At 66.7% G+C, this 22,976-nt stretch carries 18 protein-coding genes; 4 read left to right on the forward strand and 14 right to left on the reverse strand.

Annotated features, from left to right (window positions below):
• Nucleotides 1-117: 117 nt before the first annotated feature.
• From hpnE to hpnC, 3 genes are read right to left on the reverse strand one after another with little or no spacing between them, the layout of a single operon-like run.
• On the reverse strand, nt 118-1,329 hold the full coding sequence (gene hpnE, locus EJ903_RS09160; protein WP_246015377.1) for a hydroxysqualene dehydroxylase HpnE: 1,212 nt from the start codon (nt 1,327-1,329) through the stop codon (nt 118-120).
• A gap of 44 nt (nt 1,330-1,373) precedes the next feature.
• A complete protein-coding gene (gene hpnD / locus EJ903_RS09165) occupies nt 1,374-2,255 on the reverse strand; it encodes a presqualene diphosphate synthase HpnD (RefSeq protein WP_126614344.1) in 882 nt (293 codons plus the stop codon).
• Between the two features lie 59 nt (nt 2,256-2,314).
• The gene (gene hpnC / locus EJ903_RS09170) at nt 2,315-3,190 is read right to left on the reverse strand and encodes a squalene synthase HpnC (protein ID WP_126614346.1); all 876 of its coding nucleotides are present in this window, start codon (nt 3,188-3,190) and stop codon (nt 2,315-2,317) included.
• Between the two features lie 124 nt (nt 3,191-3,314).
• Here hpnC and EJ903_RS09175 point away from each other — a divergent pair, with 124 nt between their 5' ends.
• The gene (locus EJ903_RS09175; RefSeq protein WP_126614348.1) at nt 3,315-4,169 is read left to right on the forward strand and encodes a phytoene/squalene synthase family protein; all 855 of its coding nucleotides are present in this window, start codon (nt 3,315-3,317) and stop codon (nt 4,167-4,169) included.
• 110 nt (nt 4,170-4,279) lie between these two features.
• On the opposite strand, the gene trmFO is transcribed toward EJ903_RS09175, so the two are convergent.
• From trmFO to EJ903_RS09205, 6 genes are all read right to left on the reverse strand, one after another.
• Nucleotides 4,280-5,617 (reverse strand): methylenetetrahydrofolate--tRNA-(uracil(54)-C(5))-methyltransferase (FADH(2)-oxidizing) TrmFO, encoded by a 1,338-nt coding sequence (gene trmFO, locus EJ903_RS09180; RefSeq protein ID WP_126614350.1) that lies wholly within the window; start codon nt 5,615-5,617, stop codon nt 4,280-4,282.
• Between the two features lie 31 nt (nt 5,618-5,648).
• Nucleotides 5,649-6,056, reverse strand: coding sequence for a nucleotidyltransferase substrate binding protein (locus tag EJ903_RS09185; RefSeq protein ID WP_126614352.1), 408 nt, complete (start codon nt 6,054-6,056; stop codon nt 5,649-5,651).
• Nucleotides 6,044-6,349, reverse strand: coding sequence for a nucleotidyltransferase family protein (locus EJ903_RS09190; RefSeq protein WP_126614354.1), 306 nt, complete (start codon nt 6,347-6,349; stop codon nt 6,044-6,046). The genes EJ903_RS09185 and EJ903_RS09190 overlap by 13 nt, the downstream gene beginning before the upstream one ends.
• Nucleotides 6,350-6,364: 15 nt before the next feature.
• Nucleotides 6,365-9,244 carry an excinuclease ABC subunit UvrA gene (uvrA, locus tag EJ903_RS09195; RefSeq protein ID WP_126614356.1) on the reverse strand — a complete coding sequence of 960 codons (2,880 nt, stop codon included), beginning with the start codon at nt 9,242-9,244 and terminating at the stop codon, nt 6,365-6,367.
• Between the two features lie 162 nt (nt 9,245-9,406).
• Nucleotides 9,407-11,014: a CYTH and CHAD domain-containing protein gene (locus tag EJ903_RS09200; protein WP_246015379.1), complete on the reverse strand. Its 1,608-nt coding sequence runs from the start codon at nt 11,012-11,014 to the stop codon at nt 9,407-9,409.
• 60 nt (nt 11,015-11,074) lie between these two features.
• Nucleotides 11,075-11,593: a SixA phosphatase family protein gene (locus EJ903_RS09205; protein ID WP_126614358.1), complete on the reverse strand. Its 519-nt coding sequence runs from the start codon at nt 11,591-11,593 to the stop codon at nt 11,075-11,077.
• Between the two features lie 147 nt (nt 11,594-11,740).
• Between EJ903_RS09205 and EJ903_RS09210 the strand changes: the two genes are divergently transcribed.
• Both EJ903_RS09210 and EJ903_RS09215 read left to right on the forward strand, forming a co-directional pair.
• A complete protein-coding gene (locus EJ903_RS09210) occupies nt 11,741-13,888 on the forward strand; it encodes an RNA degradosome polyphosphate kinase (protein ID WP_126614360.1) in 2,148 nt (715 codons plus the stop codon).
• A 43-nt stretch (nt 13,889-13,931) separates the two neighbouring features.
• Entirely contained in the window at nt 13,932-15,458 is a 1,527-nt protein-coding gene (locus tag EJ903_RS09215; RefSeq protein WP_126614362.1) for a Ppx/GppA family phosphatase, read from the forward strand.
• A 66-nt stretch (nt 15,459-15,524) separates the two neighbouring features.
• Here EJ903_RS09215 and EJ903_RS26955 read toward each other — a convergent pair whose 3' ends face one another.
• Nucleotides 15,525-16,757 (reverse strand): lysozyme inhibitor LprI family protein, encoded by a 1,233-nt coding sequence (locus EJ903_RS26955; RefSeq protein WP_158627908.1) that lies wholly within the window; start codon nt 16,755-16,757, stop codon nt 15,525-15,527.
• A gap of 290 nt (nt 16,758-17,047) precedes the next feature.
• On the opposite strand from EJ903_RS26955, the gene mazG reads away from it, so the two are divergent.
• The gene (gene mazG, locus EJ903_RS09225) at nt 17,048-17,857 is read left to right on the forward strand and encodes a nucleoside triphosphate pyrophosphohydrolase (RefSeq protein WP_126614439.1); all 810 of its coding nucleotides are present in this window, start codon (nt 17,048-17,050) and stop codon (nt 17,855-17,857) included.
• A 33-nt stretch (nt 17,858-17,890) separates the two neighbouring features.
• Here the strand turns inward: mazG and EJ903_RS09230 are convergent, their stop codons facing one another.
• The 4 genes from EJ903_RS09230 to EJ903_RS09245 all read right to left on the reverse strand — a co-directional run bounded on the left by EJ903_RS09230 (nt 17,891) and on the right by EJ903_RS09245 (nt 22,900).
• Nucleotides 17,891-19,351, reverse strand: a complete 1,461-nt coding sequence (locus EJ903_RS09230) for a sodium:proton antiporter (protein WP_126614364.1) — start codon at nt 19,349-19,351, stop codon at nt 17,891-17,893.
• Nucleotides 19,352-19,416: 65 nt separating this feature from the next.
• Entirely contained in the window at nt 19,417-19,842 is a 426-nt protein-coding gene (locus EJ903_RS09235; protein ID WP_126614366.1) for a DUF1850 domain-containing protein, read from the reverse strand.
• Between the two features lie 3 nt (nt 19,843-19,845).
• Entirely contained in the window at nt 19,846-21,936 is a 2,091-nt protein-coding gene (locus EJ903_RS09240; RefSeq protein WP_126614368.1) for a TRAP transporter permease, read from the reverse strand.
• A 25-nt stretch (nt 21,937-21,961) separates the two neighbouring features.
• A complete protein-coding gene (locus EJ903_RS09245) occupies nt 21,962-22,900 on the reverse strand; it encodes a TAXI family TRAP transporter solute-binding subunit (protein WP_126614370.1) in 939 nt (312 codons plus the stop codon).
• Between the last annotated feature and the right edge of the window lie 76 nt (nt 22,901-22,976).

A 22,976-nucleotide genomic window follows, 5' to 3' on the forward strand; every position in this document is an offset into this window, starting at 1 on the left:
CTGTGAACATTATCCTTCCGGGCCGTGCGTTGGAGCGCGGCACCTCCACCCGACCAAATAGGCCGACCGCGCGGCAATGTGAAGTCTGGAAACGCTCTAGAGTGTCGGAAAGCGCAATCAACAGGCCGAAAGGACGCAGCGGGCCGCCCGGTCGCCGGAGCGCACGGCCGCTTCCAGGCTGGCCGGAAGGCCGGTGTCGGTCCAATCCCCGGCCAGACAGAGGTTGTCCCAACGGGTTCGCGCGGGTGGGCGGCGCAAAACCGAGTCGGGCGCTTGGTCGGGCGTGGCCCGTCGTTCCTTCACCACCCGGCAGGGCCGACTCGGGCCGTCCAGGCGCAGGGCGGCGGCCACGTCGCGCCACAGCGAGGCGGCGATGCTCTCGGCGGTCTCCTGCGCCAGGGCGTCGGCGGCGCTGACGGTCACGGCAACGACATCCCCGCGCGCGAACAGCCATTCCGCCGTCCCGCCAACCAGCCCGAGGAAGGGCAGGCCGCCGGGCAGGCGGACCAGCTGGTCCAAACGGAAATGGGCGTTGACGATGGCCGGTCCCGGCGGTGGCACGGTGAGGCCCGGGATCAGCCGCTCCGCCACCCAGGCCGGGGCCGCCAAAATGACCGAGTCCCCCGCTGCAACATCGATCATCGCCCCATCGACGCTCAGGCCCATTGCCCGCGTCCCCTCGAACCGCAGGGTGTCCACCCGCGCGCCCAAGCGCAAGACCACCCCCAACTCCGCCAACCGCCGCAGCGCCGGATCGACAAAGGCGGCCCCCAACCCCTGCGGGGCCAACAATGGGCGACAGGCCGATTCGCCACGCAACAGCGTCTCGCGCATCACCGAGCCGAACAGCCGGGCCGACGCCCGCGCGGTGGGGGCGTTCAGCGCCGACACCGCCAACGGCCGCCACAGCCGTTCGTGCAGCGCCCCATCGGGTGGCAACGCGTCGTCCACGCTCTGCCCCGCCGTGGCCAACACGGCCCGCAGCGCGGCGAGGTATTGCCAAGGGCGGCTGTGCGGGACCCGGCGTTGCGGGTCGAACAGCCACAGCCCGCCGGGCCGGAGTGTCCAAGCGTCGCCATTGCGCACATCCAGGAACGGAAAGGCCGCCGGGGTCTGTTCCACCAGGGCCGCGCCTGCGCCGATGCGGCGGGCGTAATCGACCAGGGCGTGGTTTCCGCTCAGCGCCAGATGGCTGCCGTTGTCGATGGTCCGGTCGAGCGTGGCGTCGTAAAAGCTGCGGCACCGCCCGCCCGCCTGCGGAGCTTGCTCGTACAGCCGCACAGGCCGACCGGATTCGGCCAGCCGCAGGGCGGCGGACAGCCCGGCCAACCCAGCGCCAATAACGTGACACACCCCCACGCGCGCGGACCCGCTCAGGTCGCGGGTGGCGCGCCGAGCAGGCAGCGCAGCGCCACCCAGGCGCTTTCCCGCCGACCGACGCGCACACGCTGGGCCACGTCGCGCCAACCGCGCGCGCGCAGCCGCCGCAGCACCCGGTGGTACAGCACCATCATCGCCACCGCCGCCCACAGCGATCCGCCCATTTTGCCCGCGATGGCGTCTCGGGCGTCGGCGAAATCGGCCTCGGCCAGATCCGCCACCGCCTCGCAGGCGCGGGCCAGGTTGGGATGGGCCAGCACCGTGTCGGGGTCTTGGCTGTCGATGCCCGCCAACTCCAGCGCCTCACGCGGCAGATAGAGCCGACCGAGTGCTGCGTCCTCCGTCAGGTCGCGCAGGATGTTGGTCAGTTGCAGCGCTTCGCCCAAGGCGACGGCGAACGCCTCCGTGTCGGGATCGGCGCGGTCGAACACCCGGATCGCCAGCAGGCCCACCGCCCCCGCCACCCGGCGGCAATAGCGGCGCAGGGTGTCCAGATCCGGCCCGCGCAGGCCGGTGCCAACATCCATCGCCATGCCGTCGATCAGCGCGTCCAGCTCGGCGCGCGGCAGGCCGTAGCGCTCGATGGCCTCCTGCAAGGCGCGGGTGATCGGGCTGGTGGCGATCCCGCCGCTGTACAAGTCCTTGATGTCGCGTCGCCACGCGGCCAGGGCCGCCCGCTTGTCCGCCACAGCGCCCGGTTCGTCGGCGATGTCGTCGATGCAGCGGCAAAAGGCGTAAATGGCAAACATCGCGTTGCGCCTGGGCTTCGGCAACAACCGCATCGGCCAATAGAAACTGCTGCCCGACCGCTTGGCCACCGCCGACGGGCTGTCGGCGGTCGACGCCTCCGTCGCATGAGACAGGGGAAGGGACATGCGCAAAATCCTGGGCCGACGGGCAAAGCCGAACGTTCGGGCGAACGCGGCCCAGGAGTTTAGGCGGCGGTGATGCTTCGCGCCAGCCCCCGCACCACCGCAAACAGCTTGTGATGGGGGCCGAGCGCCACCCGCGCTTTCAGCGGATCATGGCTGCGCAGCCGCTGCGACAGGGATTCGGCCAAGCTGATGATGACGGACGCCTCCAGCCGCAGGCCACGATTCTGGATCAATCCGGGCAGGGCCGAGGCGTCGGCCAGCAAATCATCGGTCCGGTCGAGAATTTGGAGGAAGATCGCCCGCAATCTGGGATCGCTTTCCGGCTCCACCAGCTTTTCCACGCTGATCCCCGCCTCCTTGATCCAATCCAGCGGGATGTAGCAGCGGCCGAGCAGGGTCCAATCCTCGCGCGCGTCCTGAAGATGGTTCAGCACCTGCAAGGCCGCACACAGCGAATCGGAGGCCAAACCGGCGGCCACCCCCTCGCCATGCAGTTCCAGCAGGAAACGGCCAACCGGGTTGGCCGAGTACCGGCAATAATCCAGCAGGTCGCTCCAACTGTGGCAGCGGGTGCCGACGGCGTCGCGGCGGAAGGCGCGGAGGATTTGCCGGGCGTGACGGTCGCTCACTCCGGTGGCCTTCAGGCTGTCGCGCAACTCCAGCGCCGGTTTCAGATAGGCGTGTTTGGCCTCACCCGACGTCAGCGTGCGTTCCAGCGCCTCCAGATAGGACAGCTTGGTTTCCGGTTCCAGATCGGGATCGTCGGCGATGTCGTCGGCCAGGCGGACAAACCGGTAAAAGGCGATGACGTGCGGGCGGAGATGCTTGGGCAGCAGGCGGGAGGCGACGGGAAAATTCTCGCCGCTTTCGTCCTTGCGCGCCTCCGGGTTGGGCTTGCGCGGGCGGTCCGGGGCCAGTTTGATCAGATCGCTCATGGATATCCGTGCCGAAGGCATCACAGGGCTGGCGGTGTGGCCATCGCTGTTTACTATGGGCTTCGGTTGGGGCTTTGTCTTACGTTCCAAACCGCACCACCTTTCTTTTTCACCCAGGATTCCCATGGCGACGCCCACGACCGATCTGTCCTATTGCGGGCGGGAGGTCCGTAAACACGACAACGATCATTTCTTGACGGCGCTGTTCGCTCCACCGGAAAAACGCGAGGCGCTGTTTGCGCTGCACGCGTTCAACTTGGAGATTGCCAAGACCCGTGAAGTTGTCAGCGAACCGATCCTTGGTCAAATGCGGCTCCAATTCTGGCGCGACGGTGTCGAGGCTGTCTATGAGGACGGACCCGTACCGCGCCACGCCGTGATGGACCCGTTGGCCGACGCCATCCGATCGCTGGGCTTGAGCCGCGCGCTGTTCGACCGGCTGATCGACGCGCGCGAAGCCGATCTGGACGACACCCCGCCCGCCGATCTCACCTGTCTGGTCAATTACGCCGACGTCACCGGCGCGCCGCTGGTGCAGTTGGCGTTGGAGAGTGTCGGGGTGCGCGACGAGGCGGCGATGACCGCCGGGCGGCATGTCGGCATCGCCTTTGCGCTCGCAGGGATACTGCGCGCGGTCCCGTTTCTGGCCCGCCAGCACCGCCAATTGCTGCCCGCCGACCGCATGGACGCCCACGGCGCGCGGTCGGAGGATCTGTTTGCCGGACGGTCCAAGAGCGAGTTGCGCCCGGTGATCGCCGATATCGCCCGCGTGGCGCTGGAGCATTTGGAGCAGGCGCGCGCGCTGCGGCGTTCGCTTCCCAAGGCGGCGTTTCCGGCTCTGCTGCCCGCCACGCTGGCCGATCTGCACCTCGGCGTCATCGCCCGGGCCGACCACGACGTGTTCAGCCCGCGCGTGTTGCTGCCGCACCCGTTCCGCCAGCTTCGTTTGGGATGGGCGGCGCTGCGCGGACGCTATTGAGGAAAAAGCGTCCTCAAACCGAACCAATCTGCACGTCGGCGGGTTGGAAAGCCGTTTGGCGGCCTACCGGACCAACCCGCCGCCGGGCATGGTGCTGTTCGACTGACCGATCAGATCCAGGCCGCCAGATCGGCGAGCGCGCGGCGTGTGTAGGCCAGCTTGCGGTCGCGTCCCCGGATTTTCTCATCCACCGGCGGGAACAGGCCGAAATTGACGTTCATCGGCTGGAAGGTCTCCGCCTCCGCCCCGCCGGTGATGTGGCTGAGGATGGCGCCCAGGGCCGTGGTCGGCGGCGGGGCGACGCAATCCCCGCCCAGCCGGTCGGCGGCGGCGAAGCGCCCGGCCAGCAGGCCGACCGCCGCGCTTTCCACATAGCCCTCACAGCCCGTGACCTGCCCGGCAAAGCGCAGGCGCGGTTGCGCCTTCAGCCGCAAAGCGCCGTCGAGCAAACGCGGGCTGTTCAGGAAGGTGTTGCGGTGCAGCCCGCCCAGCCGCGCGAACTCGGCCTTTTCCAGGCCGGGAATCATGCGGAAGATGCGGATTTGTTCGGCGTGGCGCAGCTTGGTTTGGAAGCCGACGAGGTTGTAGAGGGTCCCCAGCGCGTTGTCCTGGCGCAACTGCACCACGGCGTAGGGGCGACGCTCCGGCTTGTGCGGGTTGGTCAGGCCGACCGGCTTCATCGGGCCATAGCGCAGGGTGTCCACACCGCGTTCGGCCATCACCTCGATGGGCAGGCAGCCTTCGAAATAGGGGGTGTTCTTTTCCCACTCCTTGAAATCGACCTTCTCACCTTCGATCAGGGCGGCGATGAAGGCGCGGTATTCGTCCTTTTCAAAGGCGCAGTTGATGTAATCCTTGCCGGTCCCGCCGGGGCCGGGCTTGTCGTAGCGCGACTGGAACCACGCCTTGGACAGATCGACGCTCTCCAGATAGACGATCGGGGCGATGGCGTCGAAGAAGGCCAGCGACTCTTCGCCGGTGAAGGCGCGGATGGCCTCGGCCAGCGCCGGGGAGGTGAGGGGGCCGGTGGCGATCACCACGCTGTCCCACTCCTCCGGCGGCAGACCGGCGATCTCGCCGCGCTCCAGCGTGATGAGCGGATGGCCGGTGATGGCCGCCGTCACCGCGTCGGCGAAATGGTCACGGTCCATGGCCAGCGCGCCGCCCGCCGGAACCTTGTGCGCATCGGCGCAGCGCAGGATCAGCGAGCCGCAACGCCGCATCTCCTCGTGCAGCAGACCGACGGCGTTGTATTCGGCGTCGTCGGAGCGGAAGGAGTTGGAACAGACCAGCTCCGCCAGCTTGTCGGTGTCGTGCGCGTCGGTTTTGCGGACGGGCCGCATTTCGTGCAGCACAACGGGCACGCCGCGTTCGGCGATCTGCCACGCGGCCTCGGACCCGGCGAGACCGCCGCCGATGACATGGACGGGGCGAAGGGTGTCGGTCATGGATGGTTCCAACAATACGGATGTTTCACGCTCACCGCCGCGTCATAGCCGCGCGGAGCGCCAGAAGCCAGTGTTCGATGAGACGCGCGTGTCCCGGCAGCCGTTCGAACAGCGCATCGGCCCGATCCGCGTCATAGGTGTGAACGGTCAGATTGCGGTCGTTCATCATGGCGATGACCGCTTCCGCCTGGGTTTCATCCAACACACCCGCGATCTGGCACTCGCGCGCCACCGCCTTTGGGCTGGCGGACGTCAAACGTTCGGGGCCGGCTTGATCGGCGATCACCGCACGCGCCGCCTTCCACGCGGTTTCAACCGCCAAGGTGAAGCGCAGGATGGCCGAATCCCGGATCACATCGTCTTTGGGACGGTCGAGAACCTCCTGGAGCCGCAGCAGCGCCTGCCCGGCGTTGTCCAGCTTGCGTTCTACCGGGTCCATTCGACGCCCTCGCGCATCACGGCCTCGCGAAACTCGGAGCGGGCCTGAGTCAGATCGACGACGTCGACGAAGTACGGGACGGTGCTTTCGTCCAGATCCTCGACGATGTCAGCCATCACCCCGGCGGGGATCGGTTCCGCCGGGTCGATGGCGACGTCGATGTCGCTCCAATGCCGGGGGGTGCCGCGCGCGCAGGAGCCGAAGAGAAACACGCGCGCCTCGCGCCCCGCCAGCCGGTCCATCACGATCCGCCGGACGGTGTCGAGCGCGCGCAGCCGAACCTCGTTCATCATAGGGTCAGCGTAGCATCACGCGGTTTCCCGCGCCTTGCCTTTTGCCACCGATTTCGCCCTAGTCTTCGCCTTGGCCAGATAGGGGGCCAGGTAACGGCCGGTGTAGCTGCGGGCGACCTTGGCCACCTGTTCCGGCGTGCCCTGCGCCACGACCTCCCCGCCGCCGGTTCCGCCTTCGGGACCAAGGTCGATGATCCAGTCGGCGGTCTTGATGACCTCCAGATTGTGTTCGATCACCAGAACCGTGTTCCCCTGATCGACCAGCGCGTGCAGCACCTCCATCAGCTTTTCCACATCGGCGAAATGCAGGCCGGTGGTCGGTTCGTCGAGGATGTAGAGGGTGCGCCCGGTGGCGCGGCGGCTCAACTCCTTCGACAGCTTGACCCGCTGCGCCTCGCCGCCGGACAGGGTGGTGGCCGCCTGCCCGATGTGGATGTAGCCGAGGCCCACCCGCTCCAGCGTTTCCAGCTTGTCGCGGATGCCCGGCACCGCTTTGAAGAACTCCTTGCCCTCCTCGACCGTCATGTCGAGCACGTCGGCGATGGTCTTGTCGCGGTAGGTGACGTCGAGCGTCTCGCGGTTGTAGCGTTTGCCGTGGCAGACGTCGCAGGTCACGTAGACGTCGGGCAGGAAATGCATCTCGATCTTGATGACGCCGTCGCCCTGGCAGGCTTCGCAGCGCCCGCCCTTGACGTTGAAGGAGAAGCGGCCGGGGCCATAGCCGCGCGCCTTGGCCTCCGGCAAACCGGCGAACCAGTCGCGGATCGGCGTGAAGGCCCCGGTGTAGGTCGCCGGGTTGGAACGCGGGGTGCGCCCGATGGGCGACTGGTCGATGTCGATGACCTTGTCGAGATGCTCCAGCCCCAGAACCGAGTCATGCTCCGCCGGATGCTCGCGGGCACCCATCAGCTTGCGCGCCACCGCCTTGTAGAGCGTTTCGATGATGAGGGTGGATTTGCCCCCACCCGACACGCCGGTGACGCAGGTGAAGGTTCCCAGCGGGATCTTGGCCGAGACGTTTTTCAGATTGTTGGCCCGCGCGCCCGTCACCTCCAGAAACTGGCCGGGATGGCCGGGGCGGCGCGATTCGGGAACCGGAACGAAGCGGGTTCCGTTGAGGAATTGCGCGGTGACGCTGTCCGGATGCCGACAAACCTCCTCCGGTCGGCCCTGGGCGATGACGGTCCCGCCATGCTGCCCGGCCCCCGGCCCCATATCGACCAGATAATCGGCGCTGCGGATCGCGTCCTCGTCATGCTCGACGACGATCACCGTGTTGCCGATGTCACGCAACCGCTTCAGGGTTTCGAGCAGGCGGTCGTTGTCGCGCTGGTGCAGGCCGATGGACGGTTCGTCCAGCACATAGAGCACGCCGGTCAGCCCCGACCCGATTTGCGAGGCCAAACGGATGCGCTGGCTTTCCCCACCCGAGAGGGTTCCGGAGCCGCGCGCCAGGGTCAGATACTCCAGCCCCACGGCGTTGAGGAAGCCCAACCGCTCGTTGATCTCCTTCAGGATGCGGTACGCGATCTCCTGATCCTTGGGGCGCAGATGGGCGTTCAACTCGCCAAACCACGCCGCCGCTTCGGCGATCGACAGCTCGGTCGCTTCGGAGATGTGCCGCCCGCGCACCTTGACCGCCAGCGCCTCCGGCTTCAACCGCGCGCCCTTGCAGACCTCGCAGGGTTGGGAGGATTGGAACTTCGCCATTTCGTCGCGCGACCACGCGCTGTCCGTCTCGCGGTACCGGCGTTCCATGTTGTTGATGATCCCTTCGAAGGGCTTGGCGGTCTGGTAGCTGCGCAGGCCGTCTTCGTAGGTCATGGTGATCGGCTCGCCACCCGAGCCATACAGGATGGTGTGGCGGACCAGATCGGGCAGGTCCTGCCAGGGTGTGGTCATCGACACGTCGAAGTGACGGGCGATGCTCTCCAGCGTCTGGTCGTAATATTTGGAGGTCGATCCGGCCCAGGGCGCGATGGCCCCCTTGGACAGCGGCAACCGCTCGTCCGGGACCACCAGCATCGGGTCGAAATAGATCTTGCTGCCCAACCCGTCGCAGGCCGGGCAGGCCCCGAACGGGTTGTTGAAGGAGAACAGCCGGGGTTCGATTTCCGGGATGGTGAAGCCGGACACCGGGCAGGCGAATTTCTGCGAGAACACCGTCTGTTCGCCGCTGTCGGCGTTTTCCACCCAGACGATCCCCTCGGCCAGCCCCAACGCGGTTTCCAGCGAATCGGCCAGCCGGTTGCCCAGCCCGTCGCGCACCACGATGCGGTCCACCACGACCTCGATGTCGTGCTTCAGCTTTTTGTTGAGGGCGGGAACCTCGTCGATCTCGTACATGGTTCCATCGACGCGCACGCGCTGGAAGCCGCGCTTGCGCAGGTCCTGGATTTCCTTCTTGTACTCTCCCTTGCGGCCCCGGACGAAGGGGGCGAGCAGCAGCAGGCGCGTGCCCTCCGGCATCGCCATCACCCGGTCCACCATCTGGCTGACCGTCTGGCTTTCAATCGGCAAGCCAGTGGCGGGGGAATAGGGAACGCCGACCCGCGCCCACAACAGGCGCATGTAATCGTAGATCTCCGTCACCGTGCCGACGGTGGAGCGGGGGTTGCGCGAGGTCGTCTTCTGTTCGATGGAGATGGCGGGCGACAGCCCTTCAATCGAATCGACGTCCGGCTTTTGCATCAGCTCCAGGAACTGGCGCGCGTAGGCCGACAGGCTTTCGACGTAGCGGCGCTGCCCCTCGGCGTAGATCGTGTCGAAGGCCAACGACGATTTGCCGGAACCCGACAGGCCGGTGATGACAATCAACTCGTCGCGCGGCAGATCCACATCGACGTTCTTCAGATTGTGCTCGCGCGCACCACGGACGCTGATGAATTTGTTCATGCTGCGTTCTTACCTGAAACCGGCTGGGTTGCAAAGAGGCAACCTGCCCGCGCCATCGGAGCCGATCAAGGTGCCGACGCGACGATATAGGGGCGTATCGGGCGATTGCCACCGCGTTCCGTACGCATTTGTCGTTTCGTCGACGGCACCCGCAAAGCGCCGTCAGCCCCAAAAGGGCGGCGTTGCCAGAAAGCGCGTCCACAGATCGGGCAGGGCGCGGCGTCGCTTCTCCGCGCGCCGGTCGATCCAGGCCACCGTCGCCGCCAGGGTCTTGCGGTCCACGCCGGGCAGGGCGGACAGCATCTTCCGGCTGGTCGCCGCGTCGTGGTCGGTGTCGAACGCCAGCAGCAGATCCTCCAGCGCCTGGACAAAGGGCTGGGTCGCCCCATCCGGGTAGAGGCCGCGAAAAAACTCCACCGTGTAGCGCAGGGCGCGGAGCCGCCGCCGCAGCTTGTCCCACCCTGGCGCGTCTTCCGGCAGCTTGGGCGCTTTGCCGATCTTGCCGTGACGGGCGGTCAACCACCCGGCGGCCACGCTGGTGATCGGGGCGTCGAGCGCGGCGCGGCGGCTGCCGTCGGGGTTGGTCAGCCACGCCCCATCCTCCAACCACGCGGCCAAGGCCAGAACCATGGCGGTGCAGGAGGGGGCCAGGATGGCGGCCACCGCGTCGCGGGCCGGGCCGGACCCGGCGCTGCGGGCGGCGGCGGCCAGGGCGGGCAGGCCCGGCGGGGCCTTGGCGCTGGCCGACAGTGGCGCGATCACATCGGTCAACGTCACGTCCCAGCCGCGCGCCGGTCCCAGCCGCTTGGCCAAAGCCCGGCTGTCCGCCACCAGCCGGTCAGCCTGGGCGGACGCGATGAGCGGGGTGAACAGACGGTGGGCCGTGCGCAGACGGCGCAGCGCCACCCGCATCCGGTGCAACCCCTCGACATCGCCGCCGGCCAGCGCGCAGGCTTCGTTGGCCAGGAACTGGCGCAGCGCGTGGCGCTGGATGTGGCGGTAGGCTTCGGCCACCGTGGTCAGGGGCGACAGGGACAGCGGTGGTGAATCCGCCGGTGCGGGCGGGCGTCCCGTGACCATGCGCAAGCCGATCTCCGCCTTGCTTTCGGTGCCGATCCGCATCGGTACCGCCTGTTGCAGGAGCATCCCCACATCGAACAGGCGCGCCACCCGGCCCGCCTTCAGCTCCAACTCGATCTCGCTGATCGGTTGGGTGCGGCCTGCCGCCTCGACCACCCCGTCATCCGCCGCCAGTTCGATGGCGGTCAGCGGATCGGGGCGCAAGATCAGGGTGGTGCGGCGCATGTCGGTGACGAACAGCGGGACCAGCGCGCCGCGAATGTCGCTCGGCACCAGCCCGGCGATGGCCTCGGACGACAGGATGGACAGTTCCAGCACCTCGCCCGCCACCGGCCAATCCCATTCCCGCCGCACCGCCACCCCCGCCGAATCGCTGGCGGTGGCGCTGTTGACCGTCTTCAGGGTTTGGATGAACCGGTCGCCCTCCGGTCCGGCTTCCCGCCGCACCCGCAGCGCGACGCCATGGGCGTACAACCACAGATCCGGCGTGTCGTAATAGACGGTGCGCAGGCGTCGCACCCTGGCCGCGCCATCCGCCAACCCGGTCACGACGGGCAACGCCACGATCCGCGCCAGATCCGCCGGGGCGACGTGAAGCTTCAACTCCACCTCGCGCGCGGCGGTCGCCTTGGAGACCGGGGCCGGGGTGGAGGACTGGCTGATCGGTTTGGCGGCGTTGGGCTGGGGCAAACGGGCGGTTCCTTCCGGTCGGCATCCGGTGTCGTGGATACCCCAAGATGCCGCGCCGCGTTAAGAGAGTTTGCGCGGCTGCACAAAATCAGCCAGCCGCCCGGCTCCCAAATCCAGGTCCCGCCACCGCAGCGTTTCGAACACCAGCACCGCGCAGGCCCCGGTGGGGTATTTTTCGGCCAGATCGCGGCAATGATCCTGGTCGCCCGACCCGGTCAACTCCTGCGCCAACTCGTGCAGGTCGGGGTTGTGGGCGATCAGCATCAGGCCGGTGGCGGACTCGGGCGCGTCGCGCAGCCGTTCCAGCAGAGTCCGCGCGCCGCAGAGATACAGGCCGCGTTCATGCTCCACCGGGGGAAAGGGCGACCCCATCGCCGCCATCACGCGCTTGCGTGTTTCCACCGCCCGCAGCGCTGTGGAGCACAGCACCAGATCGACCCGCGCGTGATGCTGCCGCAGATAGCCGCCAACCAGAGTCGCCGCCTTTTCCCCACGCGGGGCAAGCGGGCGGTCATGGTCGCCGGTGGCGGGGGCATCCCAGGAGGATTTGGCATGTCGCAGCAGGAACAATGTCTTCATGACCGGGCGATTCCAGGAAAAGGCGCGGGGAGGGAAGAGGGAAAGCAACGGGAGTCCTGAAATCGTAACGCAAATCGGGTAGAGTTGTCCCCCTGAGCTTTGCCCGCGCCCGAAGGGGGCGCACCCGAACGAACATCAGAGGCTGCCGTGACCAATCTCCAGGATCTCGATGCGGTGTGCATTGAAGCGACGTCTCCCGACCGCTTCATCAACCGTGAGCTGTCGTGGCTGGCGTTCAACCAGCGCGTCCTGGACGAGGCGGAAAACCCCAGCCATCCGCTTCTGGAGCGGCTGCGCTTCCTCTCGATTTCGGCCAGCAACCTGGATGAGTTTTACATGGTGCGCGTCGCCGGCCTGAAAGGGCAGGTGGCCGCCGGGGTGAAGACCCCCAGCCCGGAAAATCTCTCTCCCGCCCAGCAATTGGCCGCCGTCAAGGCCCGCATCGTCGAGTTGATGGCCAGCCAACAGGCAATGTGGCGCACGCTGAAGGGCGAATTGCGCGAGGCCGGAATCTCCGTCGTCGATCCGGAGGAGTTGACCGACTCCGAAAAGGATTGGCTGGAGGCCAAGTTCCTCGACGACATCTTCCCGATCCTGACGCCGATCGCCGTCGACCCGGCCCACCCCTTCCCCTTCCTGCCCAATCTGGGCTTTTCCATCGCGCTGCAACTGCACGATCCGGTCAAGCTGCGCCACATCGACGCGCTGGTTCCGCTGCCGTCCCAATTGGATCGCTTCATCCGGCTGCCCGGATCGGAGATCCGGTTCATCCAACTGGAAAAGACGGTGCTGCTGTTCATCGACCGCCTGTTCCCGCCGTTCCAGGTCAAGGCGCACGGTGTGTTCCGGGTGCTGCGCGACAGCGAAATCGAAATCGAGGAAGAGGCTGAGGATCTGGTCAGCACCTTCGAATCGGCGTTGAAACGCCGCCGCCGGGGCAGCGTCATCCGTCTGGCGACCGACAACCACATGGCTGTTGATCTGCGCGATTTTCTGCGCAGCGAACTGAATGTGCATCCCGATGATATGTTCGAGCTTGATGGCTTGATCGGTCTGGTCGACACCAAGCAACTGATCGTTGACGAGCGCCCGGATCTGGTCTTCCGCCCCTTCAACGCCCGCTTCCCGGAACGGATCCGCGATTTTGGCGGGGATTGCTTCGCCGCGATCCGGCACAAGGACATCGTCGTCCACCACCCCTATGAGAGCTTCGATGTGGTGGTGCAGTTCATCCGGCAGGCGGCGCGCGACCCGCAGGTCGTCGCCATCAAGCAGACGCTCTACCGCACCAGCAAGGACAGCCCCATCGTCGCCGCGCTGATCGAGGCGGCGGAGGCGGGCAAGTCGGTGACGGCGCTGGTCGAGTTGAAGGCCCGCTTTGATGAAGAGGCCAACATCCGCTGGGCGCGCGATCTGGAACGCGCGGGCGCGCAGGTCGTCTATGGCTTCGTCGATCTGAAGACGCACGCCAAGGTGTCGATGGTGGTCCGGCGCGAAAACAAGGCGCTGCGCAGCTACGTCCATTTCGGGACCGGCAACTATCACCCGATCACCGCCAAGATTTACACCGATCTGTCCTTTTTCACCTGCGACCCGGCGCTCTGCCACGACGCGGCGGTGATGTTCAATTTCATGACCGGCTACGCCACACCGAAGGTGCTGGAAAAGATCGCCATCGCCCCGATCACGCTGCGCCAACGCCTGACCGACCTGATCGAGGCGGAAATCGCCCACGCCAACGCCGGACGTCCGGCGGCGATCTGGGTAAAGCTGAACTCGCTGGTCGATCCGACCATCATCGACCAGCTTTACAAGGCGTCGCAGGCCGGTGTGCAGATCGACATGGTCATCCGCGGCATCTGCTGTCTGCGTCCGGGGGTGAAGGGTCTGTCGGACAACATCCGCGTGCGCAGCGTCGTCGGCCGCTTCCTGGAGCATGGCCGCGTCATCGCCTTTGGCAACGGCCATGGTCTGCCCAGCGCGCAGGCCAAGCTGTTCATCTCCTCCGCCGACTGGATGACCCGCAATCTGGATCGCCGCATCGAAACCCTGGTTCCCATCGAAAACCCGACCGTGCACGAACAGGTTCTCGACCAGATCATGGTCGCCAACCTGAAGGACGAGGCCAGCACCTGGAAATTGGCCACCGATGGCGTGTATCATCGCCTGAAGGCAGGCCAGGACGCGTTCAGCGCCCACAATTATTTCATGACCAACCCCAGCCTGTCGGGCCGGGGCAGCGCCTTGAGCAGCAAACGCACGCCGCCGCGCTTGATGCTCCGCACGGTGTCGTGACGCCAGGGTGACGGAGTTGACAATGGTGACGGACCAAACCCCCATGATGGGCGCGATCGCATTTTCCCCCGCGTCCGGTCATGGGCCGGGCCATGGATCCGAACGGATCGCGGTGATCGACATCGGATCGAACTCGATCCGCTTGGTGGTCTATGATGGGCTGACGCGCTCGCCGATGGCCCTGTTCAACGAGAAGGTGCTCTGCGGTCTGGGCCGTGGCGTCGAGAAATCGGGGCTGCTGAATCCCGACGGCGTCGCCCAGGCGTTGGAGGCGCTGGCCCGCTTCGCCAGCCTGACGGCCGGCATGGAGATCAAGCGGCTGGACGTGATCGCCACGGCGGCGGTGCGCGACGCGCAGGACGGTGCGGCCTTCGTCGCGGCGATCGAGCAGCGCACCGGCCTGCAGGTCCGCGTCATCAGCGGGGAGGAGGAAGCCCGCCTGTCCGCCATGGGCGTTCTGTCCGGCACGCCGGAGGCCGATGGGCTGGTCGGCGATCTCGGCGGCGGCAGCCTGGAGTTGGTCGGGCTGGATCGCGGCGTGATCGGGGAGCAGGTGACGCTGCCGCTGGGTCCGCTGCGCCTGATGGAAACCGGCGTGACCCGTCAGACCGGCCTGATCCGCCTGATCGACCAGCATCTGGAATCCTTGCCCTGGCTGCCGAAGGCCAAGGGACGGCCCTTCTATCCGGTGGGCGGAAGCTGGCGCGCGATTGCCAAGCTGCACATGGAGCAGACCAACGCGCCGCTGCACATCATCCACCACTACACCTTGCCCGCCGCCGAAGCGCGGGAGTTCACCGGGCTGGTCGCCCGGCAGGGGCGGTCGTCGCTGGAAAAAATGTCCGGCTCGCGCCGCCGTCTCGACACGCTGCCCTTTGCGGCCCTGGTGTTCGAGCGGTTGCTGAAGGTGGCCCAGCCGTCCAAGGTGGTGTTTTCCGCCTATGGCCTGCGCGAAGGTCATCTCTTCTCGCTGCTGACGCCGGAGGGGCAACGCGAGGATCCGCTGTTGGCGTCGGCCGCCGATTGGGCGCACCGCTTCACCCGCATGGGCGATTCGGCGCTGTTGACCGATTGGACCGCCGGTCTGTTCGCCGGTGAGGACGACAACGCCATCCGCCTGCGCCACGCCGCCTGTCTGTTGAGCGACATCGGATGGGCCGAACACCCGGATTACCGGGCCGAACACGCCTTTCTGCGCATCCTGCGCTTCCCGTTCCCGGCGCTGGACCATGACGAGCGGGCCTTTCTGGCCCTGTCGGCCTACGCCCGCTACGCTGGAACCATCGACGCCCCGGTGACGCTGGGCGCGCGGTCGCTGGTGACGGACGGGCAGGGCCAACGCGCCCTGGTTCTCGGCCTGGCGTTGCGGCTGGCCCACACCCTGTCCGGCGGGGCCACCGGCTTGCTGAAACGGACATCGCTGAAAATCAACGGTGAACGTCTGGTCCTAACCCTGCCGGAGGATGGCAGCGTTCCGTCGGGCGAGGCGGTGCAACGCCGCGTCGATGCGCTGGCCAAGGCGTTGTCCCGCAAGGGCGATGTCCAACTCACCCGCGCGCAGGCGGCTTGATACTGACCCGATGATGCACCCCTTGCCCCGCAACGCAGAACGCGCGGGCGGGGCAGGGTGGTGGGTTCACTCCGGCATCAGTGCGGAGATGTGGGACGCGATGAAGCGGTCGGCCAGCGCGTGGGCGGCCTGGTCGGCCACCGCCGGGGTCAGTTTGAATGTCTCCCGGTAGAGCTTGGCGGTGGCGGCGATGGCGGCGGGCAGCGCGGCGACGGTCGCCTTGTGATCGGCCTCCGGCCACAGATCAAAGTCACGCCACGCGCGGAAGGCCGCCACCGCCGATTTGCGCTGTTCGACCGCCTGTTTGGCGTCGTCCGATTGCGGGGCCTCCAACAGGCTGGCGGGCAACAGCGATCCTTGCAGCGCGTCGATTTCCGATTGCCGCCCGCCGTTTTGCCGCACCAACCCGCCGATGAACTCCTGCCCAGGCGCTGCGGTGGTGGACATGCGCGCCTCGATCTTTTTCCATTCCGGCAGATCGAACACCGACAGCGGCGGTTCGCACAGGGCAGGGGAGGCGTCGCGGCTGCTGTTCCAGAAGGGGCCGAACGCCTCGAACGCTAAGACTCCGTGCTTGGTGAACAGGAAGCACGGCGCGTCCAGTTCGGTGGTGGACAGGACATGACGCAGCAGCATCAGGCTGTTGGCCAGTGGTGCCGTTGACAGATCGCCCAGCTTGTCGATCTCCTCCTTCAGGTCGGGGTCGGCCACCAGATCGCGGCGGATGGCCGCGACCAGCCCGGCGACGAGCGTCTCCCGCTTGCCCTCCTTGTCCGACGGCGTGACCAGACCGGCTTGCAGCAGATAGACCAGCCACGCCTTGGCCGCCGGGCCGTCGTACCGTTGCAGCGCGGCGGCGGCGGCCTTCGGGTCCTTTGGGATTGTGGCGGCGATGGCGGCAAGCTTCTTCTGCCCGGCGCTGCTCACGGTCTGAAGATCGCCAATGCGCTTCTGATACAGGCGCAAACAAGCCTCGGTCGCCGCTCGGTCGGCGCAGGTTCGATCCCGCTCGCTCAGGAACGCCTGTTGCCCGCGCGTCACCGCGTCGCGTTCCCCGACGGGTGTGTTGGCCAGCGTTTCGCGCAGCCCCGCCGCGACATCCTCCGCCGCGACCTTCAGGTCGGCGCTGCCGCACAGGGTTTTGTCCACCGGCGTCGTCGGCTTGGCGCAATTGAGCGGCGGCGGGCTGACGATTGCCGCCGAACCGCCACCAGTCTGGGCCAACCCCATCGAGGCCGTCGCCGCCATCACGCCAGCCGCCACCACGGCCCCGGTCAAACCCCGCACCGCCGAACGCATTCGCTTGCAATCCTATGTGGAAATCCGGTTTCTCCTGAAACCACAGCCACGATAGACGATTGCCAGTCGCGGCGGAAGATTGCCCACAGTCACGATCTGTAACAGGCCGCCGTCTGTTATGGCCGCGCGCCGACATCGCCGCCCTGCTCTGCTTTGACCAACCTTTATTTTCCATAATCATAATTATGAGTTTTCTTTACCCTCTTGCGGGGGCGTGGAAATGGGCCGGTGGCTTGGGCTATGGTTCCGGCCGTCGCATCGGCTTTTCCCGCTTTGGAGATTTCTGGACCATGGCCCGCAACATCGACCGGCTCATCGACGTCATGGCGCGGCTGCGCGATCCCAATGGCGGATGCCCGTGGGATCTGGAACAAACCTACAAAACCATCGCGCCGCACACTATCGAAGAGGCGTATGAGGTCGCCGACGCCATCGAAAAGAACGACATGGCCTCGCTGCGGGAAGAGCTGGGCGATCTGCTGTTTCAGGTCGTCTATTACACCCAGATGGCCCGCGAAGACGGTCTGTTCGATTTCGATGAGGTCGCCGGGGTCATCACCGACAAGATGATCCGCCGCCATCCCCACGTCTTCGGCCCGGAGGAGATCAACAGCGCCGATCAGCAGACCTCGCGTTGGGAGGAACACAAGGCGGCCGAGCGCGCCGCCAAGGCCGCCGCCGAAGGGCGCGCGCCGTCGGCGTTGGAAGGCGTCATCCCTGCCCTGCCCGCCCTGACCCGCGCGCTGAAGCTGCAAAACCGCGCCGCCCGCGTCGGCTTCGACTGGACCAACCCGCGCGACATCCTCGACAAGATCGAAGAGGAGATCGGCGAGTTGCGGGCGGAGATGGACGCCGGGTCGCCGCCGGAACGGGTGGCCGACGAGATGGGCGATCTGCTGTTCGCCGTCGTCAACCTCGCCCGCCGGGTGAAGGTGGAGCCGGAAGCGGCGCTGCGCGGGACCAACGCCAAATTCGAACGCCGCTTCCACCGCATCGAAGCCCTGCTGGCCGACCAGGGCCGCAAACCGGACGACGCCACGCTGGACGAGATGGAAGCCCTGTGGCAACAGGCCAAGCGGGAGGAGCGCGGCGAAGCCTGACCAGCCCCTGCCCCGCTCGCCCCTGTTCATCGCTCAAACAAAAAACACCAGCGTCATCAGGCCGAACAACGGGACCAGGATGCCGCAGGACCAGGCCATGTAGCCGAAGAAGCTCGGCATCGCCACGCCGCGCTCTTCGGCAATCGCCTTGACCATGAAGTTGGGGGCGTTGCCGATGTAGCTGTTGGCCCCCATGAACACCGCCCCGGCGGAAATCGCCGTCAGGGTCAGGGCCAGATCGCCCATCAACAGGTTGGCGTCGCCGCCCGCCGTGTTGAAGAAGATGAGATAGGTCGGGGCGTTGTCCAGGAAGCTGGACAGGATGCCCGCCGCCCAGAAATAGGCCGCCGGGTTCGGCTTCCCACCCTCGTTCACCGCCGCGATGATCGCCCCCAGCGCGCCGTCGGTCCCCGCCTTCAGGATGGCGATGGCGGGGATGATGGTCAGGAAGATGGCGGCGAACAGCTTGGCCACCTCCACAATCGGCCCCCAACTGAAGCCGTTCAGGCGGCGGCTCTTCTCGCTGGTCAGTTTCAGCGACAGCACCGTGATGCCGATCAGCAGCAGGTTCGACACGATGGTCTCCAGCGGCACGGTGACTTGATACAGGGTCACGCCAACGCCGGGATGCCACACGCCGCTCAACAGCACCGCCCCGATGATGGCGACCAGCAGCAGCAGATTGACCCCGCCCTCAATCCGCACCGGTTCACGCTCGTGCACCCCCTCGATCAGCGGGTGTTTGCCGGGATCGCGGGTGTGCAGAACCAGATCGAGCACAAAATAGATCGCCAGCAGCAGGCCGGACAGGAACAGCATCGGCCCCAGCAGATGAACCGTTGGCCAGAAGAAGGACACGCCCTTCAGAAAGCCCAGGAACAGCGGCGGATCGCCCAGCGGGGTCAGGGACCCGCCGACGTTCGACACCAGGAAAATGAAGAAAACGACGGTGTGGACCTTGTGGCGGCGATGCTCGTTGGCGCGCAGCAACGGGCGGATCAACAGCATCGACGCGCCGGTTGTCCCCATCAGGCTGGCCAGCGCGGTCCCCAGCGCCAGCCCAACCGTGTTGGCCAGCGGCGTGCCGACCAGCGATCCCACCAACCGCACCCCTCCCGCCACCGTGAACAGGGCGGTCAGCAGGATGATGAAGGGGATGTATTCCAACAGCAGCGTGTGCAGCAGCTCAAACGTCGCCAGCTCCACCCCGAAAACGGCGGCGAAGGGCAGCAGGAAGGCGGCGGCCCAGGCGGCGGAAATCTTGCCGAAATGATGGTGCCAGACCATCGGAGCCAACAGCGGGAACAGCGCGATGGACATCAGGATTCCGACGAAGGGAACCACCCACAACGCCCCCATCGCCCGCCCGTCCAGATGCGGGGCACCGGCCTCCGCCGCCAGGGCAAGATCGGGCAGACCGACCGCTCCGGCCAACAGGCCGATCAGGAACAGCGACGTCGGGGCGGCGCGGCGGGAAGCAATCTGCGTGATCATCGGTCCAGAACACCGGATTATGGGGGTGGCGGAGTATGGGGCGGGAACACGGCCAAGCCAAGACGCTATGGCGCGGATGGGGATGAACTTTCGTAGCCCGGTTGGCAGGGGCGCAGCGTCACCGCCTCCCCCACCCGCCCGGTTGCGTTTGGTGACATCCAGCCGCTCAAAACCCGGCAGTCGGATCCGGCGCACAGCCGATGCTCGGCGGTGAAGCCGGAGGCGGCCAGGGGCACGCTCTCTTGCGGCGGCAGGGACGGAACCCACACCCACCAGCCATCGATCAGACGGGCGTCGGCCCCCGGCTCCATCCCTGCCCCGGTCCCGCGCACGCGGGCCTCGGTCAGGGTCAGACCGGCGTCGGTGATCCGCCATTCCTCCCGCCACTCGGTGCGTTCGACCGAGTGGGTCCAGGACAGGGAGAAGACGGATCCCGGCAGCGTGGCCAACAGCGCCCCGCCCAGCGCTGCAACCACGCACAGGCCGCCCACCGGCTACACCGGCACCGCCGTCAACGCCCGGCGCTGGCGATGCTGCCAGAGCAGGAACAGCCCGGTCATGACGAAGGCGGCCTCGTCGGTCAGGGGCAGCGCCACCACGAACAGGAAGGACGCGGCGGCGGCGTATAGGCGGGCGGGCCAGGACAGCGGCGTCCAGAAAAAGCCGATGGTCGCCGCCCCCCACAGGGCGATGGCGACGCAGGCCTTGACGAAGACATAGCCAATCGCCAGCCAATCGCCCGATTGCAGCACCAACGCCGGGTCATAGACGGCCATGAAGGGCACGACATAGCCCGCCATGGCGACGCGGGTGGCGATCCAGCCGATCTCCATGTGATCGGCCTTGCAGATGGAGGAGGCCGCCAGCGCGGCCAGCGCCACCGGCGGCGTCAGGTCCGCCATGATGCCGAAATAGAACACGAACATGTGGCTGACGATCAGCGGCACGCCCATGGTCAGCAGCGCCGGGGCGGCGATGGACGCGGTGATGATGTAGTTGGCCGTGGTCGGCAGGCCGGTCCCCAGCACGATGCAGGCGATCATCGTCAGCACCAGCGCGGCCAGCAGATTGCCGCCCGACCAATCGACGATGGTGGTGGCGAAGCTCGACGCCAGACCGGTCAGCGTCATCATGCCGATCAGCACGCCGACCAGCGCGCAGGCCACGCCGACGCCGATGGCGTTCTTCGCCCCGTCGGCGACGCTGTGCACCACCAGCGCCAGGGTTTCCCGCCCGCCCCGGAACAGCAGGCAGGGGATGATGAGCAGCACGACGATGGTGAAGGCCAGATGCTCGGTGCGCAGCCCCAGCCGCCACAACCCGGCGGCAACCAGGCCGACCACGACCCAGAAGGCGACGCGCAGCGCCGTCGGCCCGATGGTTGTGACGATGCGCATCCCCAGGATCAGGGCCGCCGTCGCCGCGATCCCCATCACCCCGGCGAACAGCGGGGTGAAGCCGGAAAACAGCAGATAGACCAGCGCGGCCAACGGCAAAATCAGATACCAGCCCTCGATCACCGCCTTCAGCGCGCTGGGGCACTGCTCGCGCGGCAGACCGACGAGGTTGCGCATCCCCGCTTCCAGATGGACCATCCAAAAGGCGCTGCCGAAATAAAGGATGGCCGGAATGGCGGCGGCGATCGCCACCTCGCTGTAGGGCACGCCGATGGTTTCCGCCATGATGAAGGCGGCGGCCCCCATCACCGGCGGCATCAACTGCCCGCCCATGCTGGCCGTGGCCTCCACCGCCCCGGCGAAGGCCGGGCGGTAGCCGAAGCGCATCATCAGCGGGATGGTGAATTGCCCGGTGGTCAGCACATTGGCCACGCCCGACCCGTTGATGGTCCCCATCAGGCCGGAGGAAATCACCGCCACCTTGGCCGGTCCGCCCTTGGCGTGGCCGACCAGCCCCAGCGAGACGTCGTTGAACAGCTTGATCATCCCGGCGCGCTCCAGAAACGCCCCGAACAGGATGAACAGAAAGATGTAGCTGGCCGACACAAAGGTCGGCGTCCCGTAAATCCCCTCGGTCGACAGGAACAGGTTGTCGATCACCTGATCGACGTCGTAGCCGCGATGCCCCAGACCAAAGGGCAGATAGCGCCCGAACAGAGCGTAGGGAATGAAGACGCCGCACATGATCGGCAACGCCATCCCCATGATCCGCCGCGCGCCCTCAAACACCAGGGCGATGGCGACGACGCCCACCACCAGATCGGTGGTGCTGGGGTCGCCCGACCGCTGGATCAGATCGACCTCGAACACATAATGGTAGAGGCCGATGGCAAAGGCGGTCAGACCCAACAGCCAATCATACCACGGCACGCTCTTGCGCTCGGTCTCCTGCCGGAAACCGAACAGGGCGAAGGTCATCAGCAGCAGAAAGCCGACATGGACCGACCGAACCACCATGCTGGACAGCGGGTTGAAGGCGGCGGTCCAAAGCTGGAAGGCGGAAAAGGCCACAGCGATGAGAAACACCGCCTTGCCGTCGAACCCCTCGAACGCGACGACGGTGGATGGGTTTTCCCGGTCGATAGCCTGACGGATTTGCGCGTCCGCGTCGCTGGTCTTGGCGCTCATGCCGCGCGCTCCCCCTGGACCGCGCTCACATCAGGCCCTTTTCCTTGAAAAACTTGATCGCACCGGGGTGCAGCGGAACCGGCGACTGGGTGGCCCCGGAATCCAGCTTGATCTGTTTGGCGGCAACGTGGGCGGCGGCCAGCGCGTCCAAATTGTCGAACAGGGTCTTGGTCATGGCATAGGCCGCGTCGTCCGACACGCCGGAATGCGTAACCAGCAAATTGCGGACGGCGGCGGTGGCGATGGCCTCGGTCTGGCCCGGATAGGTGTTGGCGGGCACGGTTTCCGGGATGAAGGCCGGATCGCCGACCTTGGCCACCACGTCCGCCGGGATGCTGACGATGGTGATCTCCTGCGAAGAGGACAGATCCTTGATCGCGGCCACGCCCAGACCGGCGGAGATCAGCGTCGCGTCCAATTGGCGGTTCTTGATGAGGTCCACCGACTCGCCAAAGGGCAGATACTCGGTGCGGGCGAAATCCTTGTAGGCCAGCCCCGCCGCGCCGAAGATGGCGCGCGCGTTCAGTTCCGTGCCGGATTTCGGCGCGCCGACCGACACGCGCTTGCCCTTCAGATCGGCCAGCGTCTTGATGCCCGAGTCCTTGCTGGCGACGACCTGGATGTAGTTGGGGTAGATCGCCGCGATGGTGCGCAGCTTTTCCAGCTTTGCCTTGAACCCGGCCTCCTCGTTGCCCTTCCAGGCGTCGCCCAGCGAATCGCCCAGCGTGAAACCGATCTCGCCCCGCCCGGCCTGGAGCAGGTTGAGGTTTTCGACCGACGCCTTGGTCGCCTGCGCCGTCACCTTGGCCCCGGGCAGCGCCTTGCCATAGACGTTCGACAGCGCCACGCCCAACGGATAATAGACGCCGCTCGTCCCGCCGGTCAGCACGGTGATGAACGACTCGGCCTGGGCCGGCAGCGATGCGAACAGGCAGACTCCGACGGCGGCGACAAGGCGTTTCATGCTGACTCTCCCGGTTCTCGTTGATGGTCCCGCTTGCTGCGGGGATTGCCAAGCCACTGTAACGCGGTGAAAAATT

The organism is Azospirillum griseum, from assembly GCF_003966125.1.
Lineage (GTDB): Bacteria > Pseudomonadota > Alphaproteobacteria > Azospirillales > Azospirillaceae > Azospirillum > Azospirillum griseum.